At 47.6% G+C, this 19,261-nt stretch carries 12 protein-coding genes; all 12 read left to right on the top strand.

The genetic code is table 11. From position 1 onward, the window contains the following. Positions 1-44 precede the first annotated feature (44 nt). Complete coding sequence (locus OB236_RS00665; RefSeq protein WP_262682114.1) at positions 45-1,541, top strand: DUF5605 domain-containing protein; 1,497 nt, start codon at positions 45-47, stop codon at positions 1,539-1,541. A 3-nt stretch (positions 1,542-1,544) separates the two neighbouring features. Then, positions 1,545-2,981 carry an L-fucose/L-arabinose isomerase family protein gene (locus OB236_RS00660; protein ID WP_262682113.1) on the top strand — a complete coding sequence of 479 codons (1,437 nt, stop codon included), beginning with the start codon at positions 1,545-1,547 and terminating at the stop codon, positions 2,979-2,981. A gap of 141 nt (positions 2,982-3,122) precedes the next feature. After that, entirely contained in the window at positions 3,123-4,013 is an 891-nt protein-coding gene (locus tag OB236_RS00655; RefSeq protein ID WP_262682141.1) for a transketolase, read from the top strand. Continuing rightward, on the top strand, positions 4,006-4,944 hold the full coding sequence (locus OB236_RS00650) for a transketolase family protein (protein ID WP_262682112.1): 939 nt from the start codon (positions 4,006-4,008) through the stop codon (positions 4,942-4,944). Before OB236_RS00655 ends, OB236_RS00650 begins: the two co-directional genes overlap by 8 nt. A 12-nt stretch (positions 4,945-4,956) precedes the next feature. Further along, on the top strand, positions 4,957-6,492 hold the full coding sequence (gene glpK, locus OB236_RS00645) for a glycerol kinase GlpK (protein WP_262682110.1): 1,536 nt from the start codon (positions 4,957-4,959) through the stop codon (positions 6,490-6,492). A gap of 42 nt (positions 6,493-6,534) precedes the next feature. Continuing rightward, on the top strand, positions 6,535-8,007 hold the full coding sequence (locus OB236_RS00640; protein ID WP_262682108.1) for a DUF5605 domain-containing protein: 1,473 nt from the start codon (positions 6,535-6,537) through the stop codon (positions 8,005-8,007). A 26-nt stretch (positions 8,008-8,033) separates the two neighbouring features. Beyond that, a complete protein-coding gene (locus tag OB236_RS00635) occupies positions 8,034-9,485 on the top strand; it encodes a DUF5060 domain-containing protein (RefSeq protein ID WP_262682106.1) in 1,452 nt (483 codons plus the stop codon). 76 nt (positions 9,486-9,561) lie between these two features. Continuing rightward, positions 9,562-10,638 (top strand): lactonase family protein, encoded by a 1,077-nt coding sequence (locus OB236_RS00630; RefSeq protein WP_262682104.1) that lies wholly within the window; start codon positions 9,562-9,564, stop codon positions 10,636-10,638. A 336-nt stretch (positions 10,639-10,974) separates the two neighbouring features. After that, positions 10,975-12,516 carry an extracellular solute-binding protein gene (locus tag OB236_RS00625; protein WP_262682103.1) on the top strand — a complete coding sequence of 514 codons (1,542 nt, stop codon included), beginning with the start codon at positions 10,975-10,977 and terminating at the stop codon, positions 12,514-12,516. 173 nt (positions 12,517-12,689) lie between these two features. Then, entirely contained in the window at positions 12,690-15,005 is a 2,316-nt protein-coding gene (locus tag OB236_RS00620) for a helix-turn-helix domain-containing protein (RefSeq protein WP_262682102.1), read from the top strand. A 188-nt stretch (positions 15,006-15,193) separates the two neighbouring features. Then, on the top strand, positions 15,194-16,849 hold the full coding sequence (locus OB236_RS00615) for a glycoside hydrolase family 43 protein (RefSeq protein WP_262682100.1): 1,656 nt from the start codon (positions 15,194-15,196) through the stop codon (positions 16,847-16,849). A gap of 40 nt (positions 16,850-16,889) precedes the next feature. Continuing rightward, complete coding sequence (locus OB236_RS00610) at positions 16,890-19,253, top strand: helix-turn-helix domain-containing protein (RefSeq protein WP_262682099.1); 2,364 nt, start codon at positions 16,890-16,892, stop codon at positions 19,251-19,253. Positions 19,254-19,261 lie beyond the last annotated feature (8 nt).

Genomic DNA, 19,261 nt, shown 5'->3' with positions numbered 1-19,261 from the left:
TGAGGTATAGAGATAAGGACTAATTCGTATAGGAGTGATGGGTTATGAAATCGAGTCAGCTTGCTTCATCTACCGTTAAAATCGAATGCTGGAGCTTTATCGAGCTATCCCTGGAGGGTCCGATTGACGGAAATCCCTTTATGGATGTTCACTTGCAAGCAAAGTTTCAGCATAAACAACGGGTCATTGATGTGGATGGCTTTTATGATGGAAATGGTGTGTATAAAATTCGGTTCATGCCGGATACCGAAGGGGAATGGACGTATTCGGTCAGCAGCAACATAGCGGTGTTGAACGGATCAGCAGGAGGTTTTGTATGTTCGGCGGCCTCTGTCGGAAATCATGGTCCTGTTCATGTTGGAGATACCGACCGGTTCGCCTATGCAGATGGAACCACCTACCGACCTTATGGTACGACCTGCTATGTGTGGACACATCAAGAGGAAGCCTTGCAGGAACAAACGCTGCAAAGCTTAAGTCATTCGCCATTCAATAAAATCCGCATGTGCGTGTTTCCGAAGCGCTACAGCTTCAATACGAACGAGCCGGAGCATTTTCCGTTTGTTGGCTCCAAGACAGATGGATTCGATTGGACCCGCTTTAATCCGCTTTACTTTGCAAGACTGGAACAAAGAATTGGGGAACTGCAAAGGCTGGGTATCGAAGCGGATTTAATTCTCTTTCATCCCTATGATAATGGACAGTGGGGCTTTGATCGGATGGATGCTGAAACCGACGAGTTTTACTTGCGTTATGTGATCGCCCGATTGAGCGCATTTCGAAATATTTGGTGGTCACTCGCCAACGAATTTGATTTTATGAAAGAAAAAAAGCTGGACGACTGGGATCGCTTCTTCCGCATCGTGCAGGAGAGTGACCCTTATCAGCACCTGCGTTCGATTCATAACGGAACGAAAATGTATGATCCTACCCATTTGACGATTTACGATCATACGAAGCCTTGGGTTACACATGCCAGTATGCAGTATTGGGAGCTATCGCCAACCACGGCTTGGCGCAAGCTTTACAGAAAGCCGATTGTTGTAGACGAGTGCTGTTATGAGGGGAACCTGCCGCAGCGTTGGGGCAATATTACGGGTGAAGACATGACGGCGCGGATGTGGGATGGATTTATGCGTGGCGGGTATGTGGGGCATGGGGAAACCTTCTTGCATCCCGATGAAATCGTATGGTGGTCCAAAGGAGGCCAGCTCTATGGGGACAGTCCGGCGCGAATTGCTTTCTTAAGGCAAATTTTCGATGCTTCTCCTGAGGGGATTACGCCTATCGAGACCTTCCGCGATGCCCCGACGCTCGGTATTGAGGGAGCGTATTATTTACAATATTTTGGTGTTCATCGACCGGCCTATCGGGAGCTTCCACTGCCCGAAGAATCATGCTTTCAAATCGAGGTCATTGATACCTGGAATATGACTATAACAGCTTTAACTGGCGTTTACTCAGGTTTGACCCGTGTTAACATGCCTGCAACCCCATACATTGCATTACGGGCATACCGGGTAGAAAGGGTGGGAAACTAATTCATGAGAACATTCAAGCTGGGTTATGCGCCGACGAGAAGATTTGTGTTCAGCGCGGAGGATGCTTTTAAATATAAAGTCTTGATTCGTCAAAAGATGGAGAGCTTCGGACTTCCAATCGAAATTGTTGATTTGGAGGGTTTGAATAAGGAAGGTTTACTGTATGACGACCTATATAATGCAGAAGAAATTATTAAGCATTTTCAACATCAGGAAGTAGATGCTGTGTTTTTCCCACACTGTAATTTCGGAACGGAGGATATGGTCGGTCGTGTAGCCAAAGCGATTGGTAAGCCCGTGCTGCTTTGGGGGCCGCGTGATGAAGCGCCGCTTGAGGATGGTATGCGTCTGCGGGATACGCAATGCGGCTTGTTTGCTACAGGTAAAATTTTGCGACGTTTCAATGTGCCATTCACTTATATCACGAACAGTCGGGTTGACGACCCGGTATTTGAACGGGGCTTTCGTAATTTCGTGGCTGCAGCGAACGTAGTCAAGCATTTCCGCAGTATGCGGATTTTGCAAATTGGACCGAGACCGACTTCGTTCTGGACGATGATGTGCAATGAGGGTGAGCTGCTGGAACGCTTCGGGATCGAGATTTATCCGATCACGCTGGAGGATATCAAACGCGCCTCCTTGAAGGCAGCAGCCAAGGATAGTCCCGAATTATTGGAAGCTATTCAATATATCAAAGAGAAACTCGACTATACCGAGGTTGGCGAAGAGGCCGTCCGCAAAATTGCTGCATTAAAGGTTGCCATGAAAAACTATGCGATTCAGTCGAACTCCACCGCAATTGCGATTCAATGCTGGTCGTCGCTGCAGGATGCGATGGGGATCATGCCCTGTTTGGCGAACGCGATTCTAACAGATGAACAAATTCCGGTTACTTGTGAAACGGACATTCATGGAGCGATTACTTCCATTATGGTGCAGGCGGCTTCGATGAATACGGCGCCTACGTTTTTTGCTGATTTGACGATCAGACATCCCGAAAATCCGAACGGCGAGCTATTGTTCCATTGTGGGAACTTCCCGGTCTCGTTGAGTGTGGAAGAGAAGCCGAAGCTGCGTAAGCATTTTTTGTTTGACGATCATTCTCCGGGTACGCATGAAGGGGAAATAAAAGGCGGTGCCATGACACTGGCGCGGTTTGACGGGGACCATGGGGAATATTCGATTTTTCTCGGCAAAGCCAAAGGGATTGAAGGGCCTTACACACGGGGCTCCTACGTTTGGGTGGAAGTGAATGATTGGCCGCTATGGGAAGAAAAGCTGGTTAAGGGACCTTATGTGCATCATGCTGTCGGTATTCATCAGGACGTGATTCCTGTTTTATTCGAGGCCTGTACGTATATTCCGGGTTTGATTGCAGATCCGGTTGATCCGACGGTTAGTGAAATTCAGTCTTGGCTGCGTGGGAACGAGTGGAAGTGACGGGGAAATCCGGTGAATAGGTATCGCTGCGCGGTTGATATGTTCTTACGATCGCTGTTGTTCAATAATTTCTCCATTAAATAAGATATGTAGAGGTGGAAATTCTTGAACAAAGGCGAACGCTCCGCTTCTCCAGAACACATCAACCGCTCCGCTTATTATTCACCGGATTTCCATCATAAAAGGAGTGTAGAGAAAATGAACATTCAAGATTTAAAGCGCAAAGCGGTTCAAATTCGCATGGATCTGCTGCAAATGGTATACGACGCGAAGACAGGTCATACAGGGTCGTCCTTGTGCAACACGGATATTTTGACCGCGCTTTATTACCATGTAATGAATGTGGATGCGGCTCGACCCCAATGGGAGGATCGCGATCGTTTTATAGCAAGTAAAGGTCATGCAGTCGAATCATTGTATTGCATACTCGCGGACAAGGGCTTTTTTCCCAAGGAGGAGCTGAAGACCTTTAGCCGTTTTGGCTCGCGGTTAATCGGGCATCCGAATAATAAAGTACCCGGTGTGGAGATGAATACAGGTGCGCTTGGGCATGGCTTATCGATTTCAGTTGGTATGGCCAAGGCAGCCAAGATGGACGGCAGTGCTTATCGCGTCTTTACTTTGATGGGGGACGGGGAGCAGGCCGAAGGCTCAGTCTGGGAAGCAGCGATGGCGGCGGCTCACTACAAGCTGGATAATCTGGTCGGCTTTATCGACCGCAACAAGCTGCAAATCAGCGGCAGTACCGAGGATGTCATGGGGCTTGAGCCGTTGGATGAGAAATGGAGCAGCTTCGGCTGGGATGTTATTCAGGTTAACGGCAATGATATCGCTGAGCTGTGTGAGGTTCTTCATCAAGGACCGCGTGTTGCAGGCAAACCAACACTCATTATGGCAAATACGATTAAGGGTAAAGGGGTGTCCTTCGCCGAAAATGTACCGCATTGGCATCATCATGTGCCAAGTGATTCCGAGCTGGAGCTCGCTTTGGCTGAATTAACTGAGGAATTGAGGGTGATCGGACATGAATAAAATCGCGAATCGACAAGTGATATGTGAAACCTTATTGGATCGGGCCAGACAGGATCGGGATATCGTGCTGCTTGCCAGCGATTCAAGAGGTTCGGCGTCGATGGCGCCTTTTGTCAAGGAGCTGCCTGAACAATTCGTTGAAACCGGAATCGCCGAGCAAAATATTGTCGGAATCGCTGCGGGTTTGGCTGCCAGCGGCAAGAAGCCATGGGTCACCTCCCCGGCCTGCTTTCTCAGCATGCGTGCCATAGAGCAGGTAAAGGTTGATGTCGCATACTCGGGTACGGACGTTAAGCTTATTGGTATCAGTGGCGGGGTTAGCTATGGAGCACTAGGCATGTCTCATCATTCCCTTCAGGACATCGCGGTGACACGCGCCATTCCCGGCTTAACGATCATTCTACCTGCTGACCGTCACGAAACCAAGAAGATGACCGAGGCACTCGCCATGTATAAGGGAGGGGTTTATGTAAGAATCGGACGGAATCCTGTTCAGGATTGCTACGAGTCTGACGATTATCCTTTTGAAATTGGCAAGGCTGTTACGCTTCGTGAAGGTACGGATATCACTCTTATTGCAGCCGGAGAAACCGTACGTGTTGCGCTGGATACATCGGATGCACTCGCCCAGGAGGGCATTAGCTGCCGGGTAATCAACATGCATACGATCAAACCGCTGGATACGGAAGCGATTATCAAGGCGGCTCAGGAAACAGGTCGTATCATTACGGTTGAGGAGCACAGTATATTCGGAGGATTAGGTGCAGCCGTTGCCGAGGTCGTCGTGCAGAACTGCGCAGTTCCGATGAAAATTATTGGCATACCGGATGAACCGGCCATCACGGGCAATACAGCTGAGGTGTTCAACCATTACGGGATACATGTGGACGCCATCAGCACCATTGCTGTCCGTATGGTTAACCGAGTGTGAGGAGCTTGCGATATGGAGGAGAACGAGGCATCACAGAGTCATCAAGCTTTCAACAAGCAGTATGATCACACGTATATATTGGCAGTCGATCAAAGCACATCGGGCACCAAAACCTTATTGATTGACAAGTCAGGCAGTATCGTAAGCAAATATGCAATTGAGCATGCCCAAATCTATCCGCAGCCCGGTTGGGTCGAGCACGATCCGATGGAGATTTATCGGAATGTAGTCCATGCGATCAAGGAGATTATAAGCAGAAGCGGGATTTCTACACGACAAATCGCAGCTATCACGATTACGAATCAACGTGAAACGGCGGTAGTTTGGGATTCGGCAACAGGGCTTCCGATATATAACGCGATTGTGTGGCAATGCCGCAGAACCGCTGATCTATGCGCAGAATTGAAGGATCAAGGCAACGAGCCTCAGGTTAAAGCCAAAACAGGTCTTGTTCTTGATCCTTATTTCTCGGCCAGCAAATTTCGCTGGATTTGTGATCAAGCAGCCCGGCATCATGGCAATGAGCAAAAAGCGCAGCTGCTCGCGGGTACTATCGATAGTTGGTTGATCTGGAAGCTGACTGGCGGAGCTGTTCACGCAACAGACTACACGAATGCAAGCCGGACCTCATTGTTTAATATTCATACACTTCAGTGGGATGAGGAATTAATCGAGCTATTCGGTGTAGGTAATCTTAAGCTCCCTCAGGTCAAATCAAGTAATGAGATTTATGGCTTTACTGCAGAGCCTGAGCTGTTCGCCGATTCCATTCCGATCTCAGGTGTTATCGGGGATTCACACGCTGCGCTATTCGGGCAGCTGTGTCACCGGCCAGGTATGGCCAAAGCTACCTATGGGACGGGTACCTCGGTAATGATGAATATTGGAGAGAATCCGGTACCACCAGTGAACGGCTTGGTTACGGCAATAGCCTGGGGGATTAATGGCAAGGTGGAATATGCGCTGGAAGGGATCATCCACTGTACAGGTGATTGCATGAAGTGGGTACGCGATCAACTAGGACTGTTTACGGATTATTCGGAGGCAGAGACTCAAGCAGCTGCGCTTGCAGATAATGAGGGTGTATACCTGGTTCCGGCTTTTGTCGGACTTGGAGCACCCTATTGGTTTCCAAATGCCCGAGCCGCTATTGTTGGTCTGAGCCGAAGTAGTGACAAGAGACATATCATCAGAGCGGCTCTGGAAAGCATTGCTTACCAAGTGCGCGATACGATAGCATTAATGGAAGCAGAGTCTGGTGTCCCCATAGTGGAGCTGCGAGTGGACGGAGGCGCCGCCGGAAACCGACTGCTGATGCAGTTTCAGGCGGATATGCTGCAGGCAGATATCGTAAAACCGTCCATTGCAGAGCTGTCTGCTATCGGATCTGCGTTTCTTGGCGGGCTGTGCATCGGCTATTGGAGCAGCATAGAGGAGCTGCATAAATTGGCTCAAGCTCCAATCGGCTATGCACATAAGATGGATAAACAAGTGAGTGATGGCTTCCATGAGGGCTGGAAAAAAGCGGTTCAATCTGTTATTTCCTGATCAGGGACAATAACAATGCAAAGGAAGTGAACAAAACGGGATATGGATTCTATCAATCAGGTCGAATGTTGGGGCATCTTTGAGCTTGCCTTGCCTCCTGTGGCGAGTGTGCCCGGAGGAGAGTTTGCAGGAAAGGTTATCTTTTCAAAGGGCAGCCGTGTAAGGGAAGTGGATGCCTTTATCGATAACTCAGGCGGATATCGGGCTCGTTTTATGCCGGATGAACAGGGTGAATGGCTATATCAAATAAACAGCGACTCTGTGGATTACAAGAATGGGTATGGCAGTGGTCGCCTCTACTGTACTGTGCCTATAGAGGGAAATCTCGGACCTGTTGGCGTTGTTAATGATAAGGATTTTTGCTACGCAGACGGCACGCCGTATTATCCGTTCGGTACGACTTGCCTGAACGGGTTTAGGCGTGAGCATATGGAATCGACTTTGGCGTCAATGGCAACCGCTCCATTTAATAAAGTTCGAATTTCCCTGGACAGCAGCCTTGATGATTTCACCGTACTTGAGGAAGTGCTTGTCCGTCTTATGGAACTCGGCGTGCAAGCCGAGTTGTTGCTGGACTGTGGGTCTGGTGAAGCTCAGGCTGCAGCTTTTGTACAGCATGTCGTCATCAGACTAGCGGCATATCGCAATATTTGGTGGTCGCTGCATCTCCATGGAGAACAAGCTTCATTGGAGTTCAACAAGCTGGAGTTTCTTCGTATACTGGAGGAGCACGATCCTTACCATCATCTTATAACGATCCATAGCAGCACTCCAGAAAAGGATTACGGGCATAGGAGCCTGACTCATGTCAGTCTGCAGGGTATGGATCCCAGTCAAGTTGCCTATTATGCCAGATTACACCGTAAGCCCATAGTGATGGAAGTGTGCGGCTGTGAAGGAGATGCACCCACGTTATGGGGAAGTTTGCCTGGTCAGGAAATGGTCAACCGTGTCTGGGAAAGTATATGTAGAGGTGGATATGCCGGGCATGGCGAGATGTTTATCCAGCCGGATGGTCACAGTTGGCATTACGATGGCGGCTCCTTGCAGGGATCTGCTGTCCCGAGAATTGCTTTTTTACGCCGTATTCTGGAAGAGGCTCCGCTCGGACTTCGTTATATGCCGGTTTTTTATGATGCGGCAACGATTGGCTGCGAAGGGGAATATTATTTGCAATATTTTGGTATTCACAGATTTCCTTCCAGAGAGCTGCATTTACCTGAGGGTCGCTATAACGTCGAGATCATTGATGTGTGGAATATGACGGTTACGGCTGTAACGGGTATTTATGAACAACATGTAACAGTGAAGCTGCCTACGCTTCCTTTTCATGCCTTACGCATACGCAGATTGTACCCGCAGGAAGCCAAATCCATCAAGAAATACGATTTATCCTTACTAGGCTCAGGTAGTACAAGCTTCATTACCGATACACGGAATTCAGAGATACGCGATGCCGAACAGAATGACAACTATACGACTGATCTTTCCAAGAAGGATCATTCACAGAGGTAAATAGAGGCTAGATCGGAGATGGTGAGATGTTCAGCAAGGATGCAATCGGTATGGCTGCCGATACGCTGGAATGCTGGGGACGATTTGAGCGCAGCTTTCACGGACCGGCTGCTGGGAATCCCTTTCAAGAAATCACGTTTCAAGCGGAGTTCAGGCATCATAATCGTGTGGTGAAAACAGAAGGTTTTTACGATGGTGGTGGTATATACAAGCTTCGATTTATGCCTGATGCGGTAGGAGCCTGGAGCTATGTGACATTCAGTAATTGCAAAGAGCTGGACGCTCAATATGGACAATTGCAGGTGTCAGCTCCCGTTGGAATTAACCGTGGGTTGGTAAGGGTGAAGGATGCATACAGGTTTACTTATAGCGATGGTACGCCATACTTGCCTTTTGGCACGACGCTGTATCATTGGTTTCATCACGGGGATGAGGAGCAGGAGCAGACAACCTTGGGCACACTCGCTGCGTCACCTTTTAATAAGGTTCGGATGTGCATACTGCCAACTGGAGAGATGAAGCCTTCGATGCTTGCTTTTGCCGGTAACAGGGAGCAAGGGGTTGATATACAGCAGTTTAACCCGGATTTTTTTGCGCATATGGAAAAAAGGCTCGATGATTTGCAGCAGTTAGGCATTGAGGCCGATATAATTTTGTTCCATCCGTACGACCAAGGCGTATGGGGCTTTGAGCAGCTGGAGCCAGAGGTAGAAGAAGCTTATCTGCGGTATGTGATAGCCCGGCTCTCTTCATATCGCAATGTATGGTGGTCGATTGCCAACGAGTTTGATTTTAATATACATAAATCCATGAATGATTGGGATCGGTTATTGCAAACCGTGCAGCGTTTGGACCCCTACGGTCATTTGCGCTCCATCCACAATGGAACCAAGATGTACGATTATGAAAGGACAGCCTTTTATGATTACACCAAGCCTTGGATAACACATCAAAGTATTCAGCATTGGGATACTTCATGGACAACAAGCTGGCTGGATAGGTGCGACAAACCGGTCGTTATCGATGAATGCTGTTATGAAGGCGATTCGATTCGCAGATGGGGAAATATCTCGGGTGAAGAGCTGCTGCGGAGAATTTGGGAAAGTCAGATCCGGGGCGGGTACGCGTCGCATGGCGAAGCTTACGAAGGTCAAGGGGGCGGTACCTGGATTTCCCGCGGCGGTACGCTGGTGGGAGAGAGTCCTAAACGAATTCAATTTTTACGCGAATTGATGGAAACGGGCCAAGCAGATTTGTGGGAACTGGAGAGTGAACGCACCTGCTTCTGGATTTATTTGGGGCTTAGCCGTCCCGGCTATTGGGAACTACAGCTTCCTGAGCATCGGGTCTTCCACATCGATCTTATTGATACTTGGGAAATGCAGGTGGAGAGGTTTCCTCAGACGTATTGCGGAAGCTGCAAGGTTACACTGCCAGGTAAATCGTACTTAGCACTGCGGATTACTGCTGTTGCGTAAAGCGTGAAGAGGACTTGCAGGCAAATTTAGGGTACAATAGGGAGGGGAAATTTAACCGAGAAATGGAGTGGTTCTTTTGGAAAGCTCGAGCTATGTGATTTATTTGGGTTCCTATACGGGAAAGGAATTACCTGGCATTTTTGCGTACCGGTTTGACGAGGATACGGAGCAGCTAACTTTTATTGAATCCGTTGACGGCCTGAAGGACCCGACCTTCATTAAGATCAGTGAAAAGCATAAGATGCTCTATTCCTTTACGCAGGCTTATGAAGGGCAGCCAACATCCGTCATTTATGCTTATCGGATTGACGAGACTACCGGCAAACTGACATTGGCGGGAAGTCAGGAAGGGACAGACAAATCGGCAACCCATATCAATACGGACCTTGGCGAGCAGTTCCTGATGACAGTCAGCTATGGAGAAGGCAATGTTTCCTTGTTCAAGCTGCAGGGTGATGGGAATATTGGCGAGCTCTGCGGAAGCATGCATCATAATGGTGGGAGCGGCGTTGTTGCCGATCGTCAGGGCACTGCTCATCCGCATTCGATTTATCCGGACCCGTCGGATCAATTCGTCATTGTACCTGATCTCGGACTCGATAAAATTATGGTGTATCGACTGGATCGACAAGAGGCTAAATTGGTGCTTCACGATGAGGTAGCTGTCAACCCGGGGGCAGGCCCGCGCCATTTTGCCTTTCATCCGACAGGCAACTTTGCTTATGTCATTGAAGAGCTTAGCTCCACGATCACAGTGTTCTCCTATGAGCGTTTGATCGGAAAGCTGCTTCCGCTTCAAACGGTGAACACACTGCCTGAAGGTTTTGTGGGAACCAGCTCTACAGCTGAGGTTCAGATTTCTCCATGTGGCCGTTATCTATATGGCTCGAATCGTGGACATGACAGCATCGTTGTGTTCGCCATCGACCCGCTTAACGGTAAGCTGAGCTTGCTTCAGCATACGTCCACCTTGGGCAAGCATCCTCGTCATTTCAGCCTGACGCCAAGCGGACGATTCCTGATCGCAGCTAATAAAGACTCGGATTCGGTATACTGGTTCAAGGTGGATCCCGACAGTGGTAAGCTGACGCCAACCGGACAACAAATTACAATGCCTCAACCAACCTGCGTACGTTTCTATAAGCTTCCCTAGTTCAATGAAGCTGCTCAGGATACATGGATGATTTTACATAAGAGCTGGTCTTCCTTATTCATAAGGAGATCGGCTTTTTGTCATTTTAGTGCGCTTCACCCGACTGGTTTCTGCCTTATCCGGATGTACAGCGATGCTCATTAGATTTGTTTGTATACCCGTAAACCCTTGATATTGCTGGGAATAGCTGTGGATTGCAACAAGTTAAATAAAGAGGATTGTCTGTAATGGGGCATGGCGATATACTCGGCTTACATAAAGCAGCAACCAGCAGTTTCATCCGATTATCAGATGGGCATATTTGCAAAACTTAGTAGGAAAAGGGGTAATGGTTTAATGAACAGGACACCTAGGCAATGGTTTGCAGCAGTCGGGACAATTACAATGGCGATGGGGGTATTAGCTGGCTGTGGAGGAGATCAACCGGCCAGTAAGACAACAGAAGGAGCTAAACCTGCTGATACAAAAGTGGCAGATGCCAAACCGGTAGAAGTATCGATCGTGATGCCGCAGGTTGGAGACATTCCAGCCAAGGGTAATACCATTGAACAAGCGATTGAGAAATATACCAATACCAAATTAAGTATTCAGTGGGTACCCAACTCGACATACGACGAGAAGATCAATGTGATGATCGCGTCCAATGAAATGCCCAAAATTATGAAGGTCAATTATGTTCCTACTATTATCAGCACCGTCCAGGGCGATCAATTCTGGGAAATTGGAGCTTATCTGAAAGACTACAAAAACCTGGCTGCCCAAAATCCGCAGTACTACGAAAATATTAAGGTGGATGGCAAGCTTTACGGAATTCCCAATTATCGGGAGATTGGCCGTCCGGCTGTTATTTACCGCAAAGATCTGATGGGTGCTATGGGCTTAAAATTACCAAAGACATTGGATGATTGGTACAATGTTGTGAAAACGCTAACATTAGACGATCCCGATAAAAATGGCAAAAATGATACGTATGGAATCATGCTGGACAAAAAATATAATGATGGTGTAAACTCAGTCCTGACCAGGATGGCTGTAAGCCAAGGCGGGGTCAACAAGTGGGGTGTAGACAGCAGCGGGAAATTCACACCTGAATTTGTCACACCGCAATTTGTTGATACGTTGAAGCTGTTCAGAAAGCTGTATACAGAAAAATTGATCAACCAGGACTTCCCGGCTTTGGATGCTACCGAGATGGATAAGCAGTTTGAATCTGGACGTGCCGTTATCAAAATCAATGGCGTGGCCACCAACGCAGCGAATATTCAGGACCGGATTGTCAAAGTAGTGAGCACAGCCCAAATGGATATTACGCCATGGGAAGGACCGACAGGTCCGAGGGTTTCTGGTCAGTCCGGTAACAATGGATTCCTTGCATTCCCTAAAGCAACTGTAAAAAATGAAACCGAAGTCAGACAACTCCTATCATTCCTGGATAAATTATTGGATAAGGATATGTCTCTCCTGCAAAAACGTGGTATTGAGGGCGTTCATCACAAGAAAGCTGCGGATGGCTATGTCGAATGGACTGATCTCACGCTCTTTAACCGTGAGGTAAAACCTTACCGAGATAATCTGATCAACTTTGAAACCTATAACGTACCCCCACTCAAGGATACGGAACTCGCTATGAAGGGGTATAAAATGGAGCCAGAAGGTCTTAAATACGCGATTGCCAATCCGGCATTAACGTTAACGTCTCAAACCTATTCAGATCGAGGCAAAGAACTCGACACCCAAATTGCAGATGCACAGACCAAATACATTGTAGGTAAAATTGACGATGCAGGCTGGGCTGATGAGGTTGCCAAATGGCGTAAAGCGGGTGGTGACAGCCTGATTAAGGAATATGAAGCGGCTTATGCCAAAAACAAGAAATAATGCTGTAATCGATCATAGGAACCATATAACAGGTTAGCCTAAGTAAACTGTCTGTTACAAGGAATGAGCTAAAAAAACCTTGCCATTGGTAAGGTTTTTTGGCTCATTCTTAAACATGTTATATGGTATATGATATAATTATGGTTACCACGAACTAGAGAGGAGATCGACCGATGCCCAAATTTTTGCTGCGGCTGCTTGGCTTCAGTTTCATACTCGCAGCAATTCCTGTCATCTCGATCGGTCTGATTTCTTACTATATTGCTTCAGGCGATATTGAGGAAAAAGTCAAGGAAGGCAATATGCAGGTGCTTTTGCAAACACAAATGCGCGTAGAGCAGGTTTTGAAAACGCTGGAGTTTACTTCCCTGCAATATTTAAATTCTCCACTAGTTATGGAATCAATGAACAAGGACCTGAGTGTAGACGACTTTTCTGAAATTCGGGATTTATCCAAGGGTCTATATAATTTGCAAACGTTTACCGGCATACGTGAAGCTTATCTGGTCAATTTGCAAAAGGATTGGCTAGTCAGCTTCTCCATTTTTCGCCAATTCAGCACATTTACGGACCACGCGCGGATGGCTTCGTACGCCCAGTACCCTAACAGCTTATTCTGGATGACAGGCAATCTTGTGAACAACGAAGCCCAGACCAACTTGACAGAGGCAACCTCCGAGGGAACTAATAGTAGTTCCAAGGTTATCAGGATGATCTATAAGATTCCTATTCCAACGAAGGGACAGCCCAAGGGACTGTTGATTGTGGAAATTGCCAACAGTGAACTCAAGGAGCTGCTATCCTCCAATGCCAAGCTGGGAGAAGTTTTCCTGGTGAATCGCGACGGATACGACTTTCTGGCCGAAGGCAATACGTCTGACAGCAACCGTGCAATTCATGCCTTGGTAGCCGAGCGGATCATCCAGACCCAGGAGGAGTCCGGTTTTTTTAATGCGGATGTGAATGGTGAGGCTCTTGGTGTTACGTTCCGGTCCTCGCCTTATAATGGCTGGCTGTATGTATCTGCTGTCTCGATCAAGGAAATTACCCAGCAATCACGGAAAATCGCCTGGATCACGTTTATCGTGTGCTCGATCATTTTTGTGCTGGTAGCTCTGTTTGCTTTGTATGGAAGCAGGAGGATGTATTCACCAATTAAGCGGCTGTTTGAGTTCACGAAGGGGATCGAAGTCGAAGACCAGGATAACAAAGATGAGTTGGTGTCGATCGAGAAAAGATTCAGCACCCTGTTCAGCACGGAGAGAAGGCTGCAGCAGCAGGTTATCGGGCAATTCAGCCAACTGAAGGAATTTTTTATGTTGAAGCTGTTTGCGGGTCAGCTGTCTGACAGTGACTTCGCCTATCGTTCGCAAACTTTCGGGTATCCTGCCCATTGGAAGCGGCTCGGTGTATTGGCGGTGCAGATTGATTCCTTGCAGGAAACGCGTTATCGGGAGCACGATAAGGACCTTCTGCTGTTCGCTATTAATAATATCGTAGGCGAAATTATCTCCAGGGAGGAGCGATTCAGTCCGATCTTGCTGGATCAATCGCAGGTCACGCTGCTGCTCAGTTCTCACGAGCATGAGGCACAGCTGAAGCAACAGTTTTATGATATTGCAGAGCAGATTAAAGCCAAGGTGCATGAATTTCTGCAGCTCCCCGTCAGTATCGGGATTAGTCGGCCTTTTGAACGGGTGACGCAATCGGTGCTGGCTTATGGAGAATGTCTGGAGGCATTGAAGTGCCGAATGAGCTTGGGACAAGAGATCATTATCCATTATGAGGACATCGATGCCGGCAAGAAAATGATGGAGGTCACGGTGTATACGCAGCTGAAGCTGATGGAGGACCAACTGGGCAACGCTTTGAAGGCCGGTGATCAGTCCGCCGTTGATATGATTTTTGATAAATATATCGCGGCGATTGTCGAGAAAGGAATTCATTTCAATGAGTACCCCGTACTGATGATGCAGCTTATTGCCAAAGTGTTTCATTTGGTGCAGGAGCAGGGTGGCTCGGTTAAACATGTGCTCGGTAAAAAGGCGACGATCGAGCATTTTCTTAAGCTGACTACACTGGAGTCGATTATTAAGTGGTTTAAGGCGGAGTTGTTTGAACCAATTATCAGCTTCTCCAATCAGCAGGCCGAATCGCAATACATGAATATTGCCAATCAGATGATCAAGCTGGTTCATGAACGCTACGATCAGGAGATTTCGTTGGAGGCTTGTGCGTCTATTTTGAATTTCCATCCTGTATATTTGAGTCGGGTATTTAAAAAGGAAATGAAGGTTAATTTCAGTGAATACCTGGCTGAGTACCGGATGAACATAGCCAAAACCTGGCTGGAAAACACATCCTGGAAGGTTTCTGAAATAGCCGAGAGATTGAATTATACGAACACGACGGCATTTATTCGTACCTTCCGCAAGATTGTAGATATGACCCCGGGACAGTATCGGGATCAATACAACAAGGATTTGTGAGGTTCTCTCCATGGAGGGGCGAGTTATCCGCTCCATATATAGGGGTTACAACCGGACTGACCTGCAGTCCGGTTCTTCGCTGTGGCTCGGTAATAAATTAATTCGATGCGGAAGGAATTAATACGCGAAGGTCGAATATTTAATTGCTTTATGTACACGTGTTCATTAATGAATGAAAGGTGATAGCTATGAATAATACCAATAAGCAGCGTTTTTCTAATCCTGTTCTTCCAGGAGACCATCCTGATCCATCGGTGATCCGAGTCGGCTCCGACTACTACATGGTCACTTCAACTTTCCAGTATTTCCCATCAACCCTGATTCATCATTCGCGGGATCTGGTGCATTGGAAGCCCATAGGCCATGTGATTACACGCCGCAGCCAGCTTGACTTCATGGATATACCTGACTCCCATGGCGCATTCGCACCGGATATCTCGTATTACGCTGGGAAGTATTGGGTGGTTATTCCCTATTTTCACGGCCAGCCTCGCTGCACCAATATCGTATATACGGCTGACCGCCCGGAAGGCCCATACAGTGACGGTGTGGTGCTTAACCATCACTTCATCGACCCCTCGATCTTTAACGACGATGATGGCAAACGTTATCTGGCTTTTGGTGGAGGCTGGGTGCACGAGATGGCACAGGATGGATCAAGGTTGATTGGAGAGGCCAGGCAGGTTTGGGCCGGTACAGGCGGAAGCACCCCCGAGGCTCCGCATATCGTGAAGCGAAGCGGATGGTATTACCTGCTGCTGGCGGAAGGCGGAACCGCATTCGGACATATGGAAACGCTTGCTCGCAGTCGGTCGGTCTGGGGGCCCTATGAGGCGAGTCCGTCCAACCCGATTCTATCCCAGCAGGACCCAACCAAACCGCTGCAAAAGGCCGGTCATGGCAAGCTGGTAGAGGACCCCGATGGTAACTGGTGGATGGTCCACCTTGGTGGACGTCCATTAACACCGAATGGTGCTACACCGCTGGGGCGCGAAACATTTCTGGAGCCTGCACGCTGGACAGATGATGATTGGCTGGAGGTTGGTAACGAGGGTGCGCCATTGGAATGGATTGAGATGTCCCAGAAGGCTGCATTGACTGCTGCAATCTCCCAAGAATTCACTGATGACCCCGTAGACAGATTCGAGGGCAAAGAGCTGTCACCGGTATGGGAGTGGGTACGGCATCCGCTGGAGAACAAATTTAGACTCACTGCTGCTGGACTGGAAATGGATTGTGCTGCGTATCCCCTGTATGTACCGGGCTCGACACTGCTGCTGACACGTCGTTGGGAGCATTTTGGATTCGAGGCAGAAGCGTGTCTCTCTTTTGCACCACAGACCCTCGGTGAAGAGGCGGGACTTCTTCTGTACCGGGATATGGATGGCATGCTGCTGGCGAGTATTCGCAATGGAATCGGCCAAACCTCCGGGCAAAAGTTTGACGTTTCCCGCTCGCATGAAAAGCAGGAGCACGAGGGACTGTATTTGCAAATTGACCGTTCCGAGAAATGCTTCCGTACGACCTTATACCAGGTCCGGCTGGAGCTTCCGGTGGGTGCGGATATTTGGCTAAAGACCCGACTTGAGAGCACGAACGGCCAGCTGTCTTTTTCATATTCGATCGATGGCATTCATTATGAGGGGATTGATCTTTCGGTACCCGCTGCCTTTTTATACCCTGAAAACTATGCAAGATATAAGTGCTACACCGCGCCCCGCGTCGGCATCTATGCAATGGGTGTCAAGTATCAGCCGGAAGGCAAGGTACTGTTCAAAAGCTTTAGCTATCGAGGTGTGGATGCAGCGAAAGCAAGCAGCGTCTTGGAAGAGAGCCTGGAATAGAATTCATTCATAAGGCTCAGTAAATAGGGGGGGATGCAATTTGAAATTAGTCCCGCAAGGCTTAAAGGTATTTAAGCAAAAAAGCATCTTTGTCAAAATGCTGTTTGTATTTAATTTGTTTATTCTGATCGCTATTCTTGCATTTGGCTATGTTTCGTATACCCAATCCTCCTCTCTGCTAGTCGAGGAAGTCGTGAAATCCAACTATAAATATGTCGAGCAGGCCAGGGATAATATCGATGAAACGTTGACTTCACTGGATAATTTATCGTATCAGGTTTCACTTCAATCGCAGATTCGGCGGGCGCTCTATTTGTCGGAAACCACCTGGGATCAGGACCAGCTATTGTTTCTCGATATTATTAAATATTTAAAAAGCGTCAAGCTCTCCAACACACTGATCTCGGATATATGGATTCAGTTTTACCGCTATCCAATCGTCATCAATCAGGAATCCAAATACAATTTGAATTATTTCTATGACGATATTTATAAAACCGATAAGTCCTCAGGTTGGGAGCATCCTAGTCCAACCCATCATGGACTTAACCCGATCGGCAGATTTCAAGCGACTACCTATGGCGTAAGCTCATCTGTGATTACCTTTGAGAGGACGGTTCCACTAAGTGAAATCAAGCCTATGGGAGGCTTGTATCTGAATATCAAAACCGATGATTTTGCCAACAGGGTGCAGGGTGCAAGTGATCCGTATCCGGCATTCATCTATGCCTTGGACAACAACGGAGAGGTGGTCTTCAATAGCAAAATCCGCAGTGACCAGGACGGGCTGATAAGTTCGGTCAAAGGGGCCATTACAGAGAAAGTAAGAGGAATCGGAGCACGTGAGGGCTATTTGGAGCAGACCATTGCGGGGCACTCCTATCAGATTCTGTTTACTTCATCGAAGGTGAATGACTGGACCTATATCAGTGTGGTGCCAACAGCCTTTATCACCGAGAAAGCCAATGCGATTCGTCAATTCACATTTGTAACAGCGATCATTTGTTTGATTGGCGGGTTGATTATGTCTTATTTTCTTATTAATCGGATTTACAGTCCCATCAGCAAAATAATTGGATACATCAATGTGTTGGGCCGTACACCATCCAATCAAAACCGAACTGCCAAGGAGGATGAGCTTGGCTTTATTGATCGTATTATCAACTATGTCTATTATGAGAATGAAAGCCTGAGAGGCTCCTTTGAAAAGAATTTGCCGGCGTTCCGCCAAAAATTTCTTTATGATCTTATAGAAGGTAGAGTGTCATCGGCCAATGTGCAGGAGCTTGCCAAGGAAATTCAACTGGATTTCAGCTATGATTCCTTTCAGGTGATCGTATTTGAAACGGTGGATTTTTCTCTGGAGGATAAAATAGGCCTGCATAATCGCGATATTCTGGAGATTGTAGATGGTAGGATCGCACAGTTGGAGGATGCCCATATCAACGTGAGGTCAATTCGCAAGCGCAATGATAAAATCATTTCATTATTAAATCTGGACCATCCCAACCCGAAGCCCGAGGTTATTCACGATTTTATCAGCAAGGTGATTTCATACTTTAAGCAGGAGCATTCCCGGACCTTCACGGTGGGGATTGGCAATATTTACAGCTCGGTTGAGGAAGTACCCTTGTCTTACGTAGAGGCGTTATCTGCTTTGCAGTACAAGATAGTCAAGGGAGAAGGCAGCGTGATCTTTGTTGATGAGGTGGGCAAGATGCCTGAGAGCTCCTTCAGCTATTCGATTGAAGCCGAGAAGCATATTATCAACTGCGTGAAAACGGGAAACCGTCTTGCCCTTCAGCAGCATTTGCACAAATTATGGGGGGAGAATTTAAAACAGGGAGATGTTACGCCTGAAATTATTACCTATTTGTTTCAGGCTCTGGTAGGCACCGCAATACGAACGATTTATGAGGTCCAGTCTACAACCGCCGAAATCTTCAGTGACTCCATTGATTTGTACAGGGAGGTTAATCAGCAGCCACGGCTGGAGGACAAAAAGGAGTACATTGAACGGATGTTCCAGAGCATCAGCGACTGGATTCACAACAAGAAGCAAGGGCAGGACAATACCCTGTTCAATCAAATCAAGGATTATGTGGAAAATAATTATCATCTGGATTTATCATTAACGATCCTTGGTGAGAATATCGGATTATCACCTTCGTATCTGAGCAGCATTTTTAAAGAGGTCACGGGAATGAACTTTGTCGATTATATCAATACCCGGCGTGTCGAGCAGGCCAAAATACGGCTGCGGCAAACGCAGGATACAGTGGTTGATATTTCTGAACAGGTAGGCTTCACGAATTCCAATACGTTTATCCGGGTATTCAAGCGGCATGAAGGTGTTACACCGGGGCAGTTCAGGCAAATGTATGTGAAGGAAGACTCCAAGTAGACTTGGAA

It is taken from the genome of Paenibacillus baimaensis (assembly GCF_025567575.1).
Note: the sequence above shows the minus strand (reverse complement) of the source record. Positions and strands in the feature narration are given on the sequence as shown.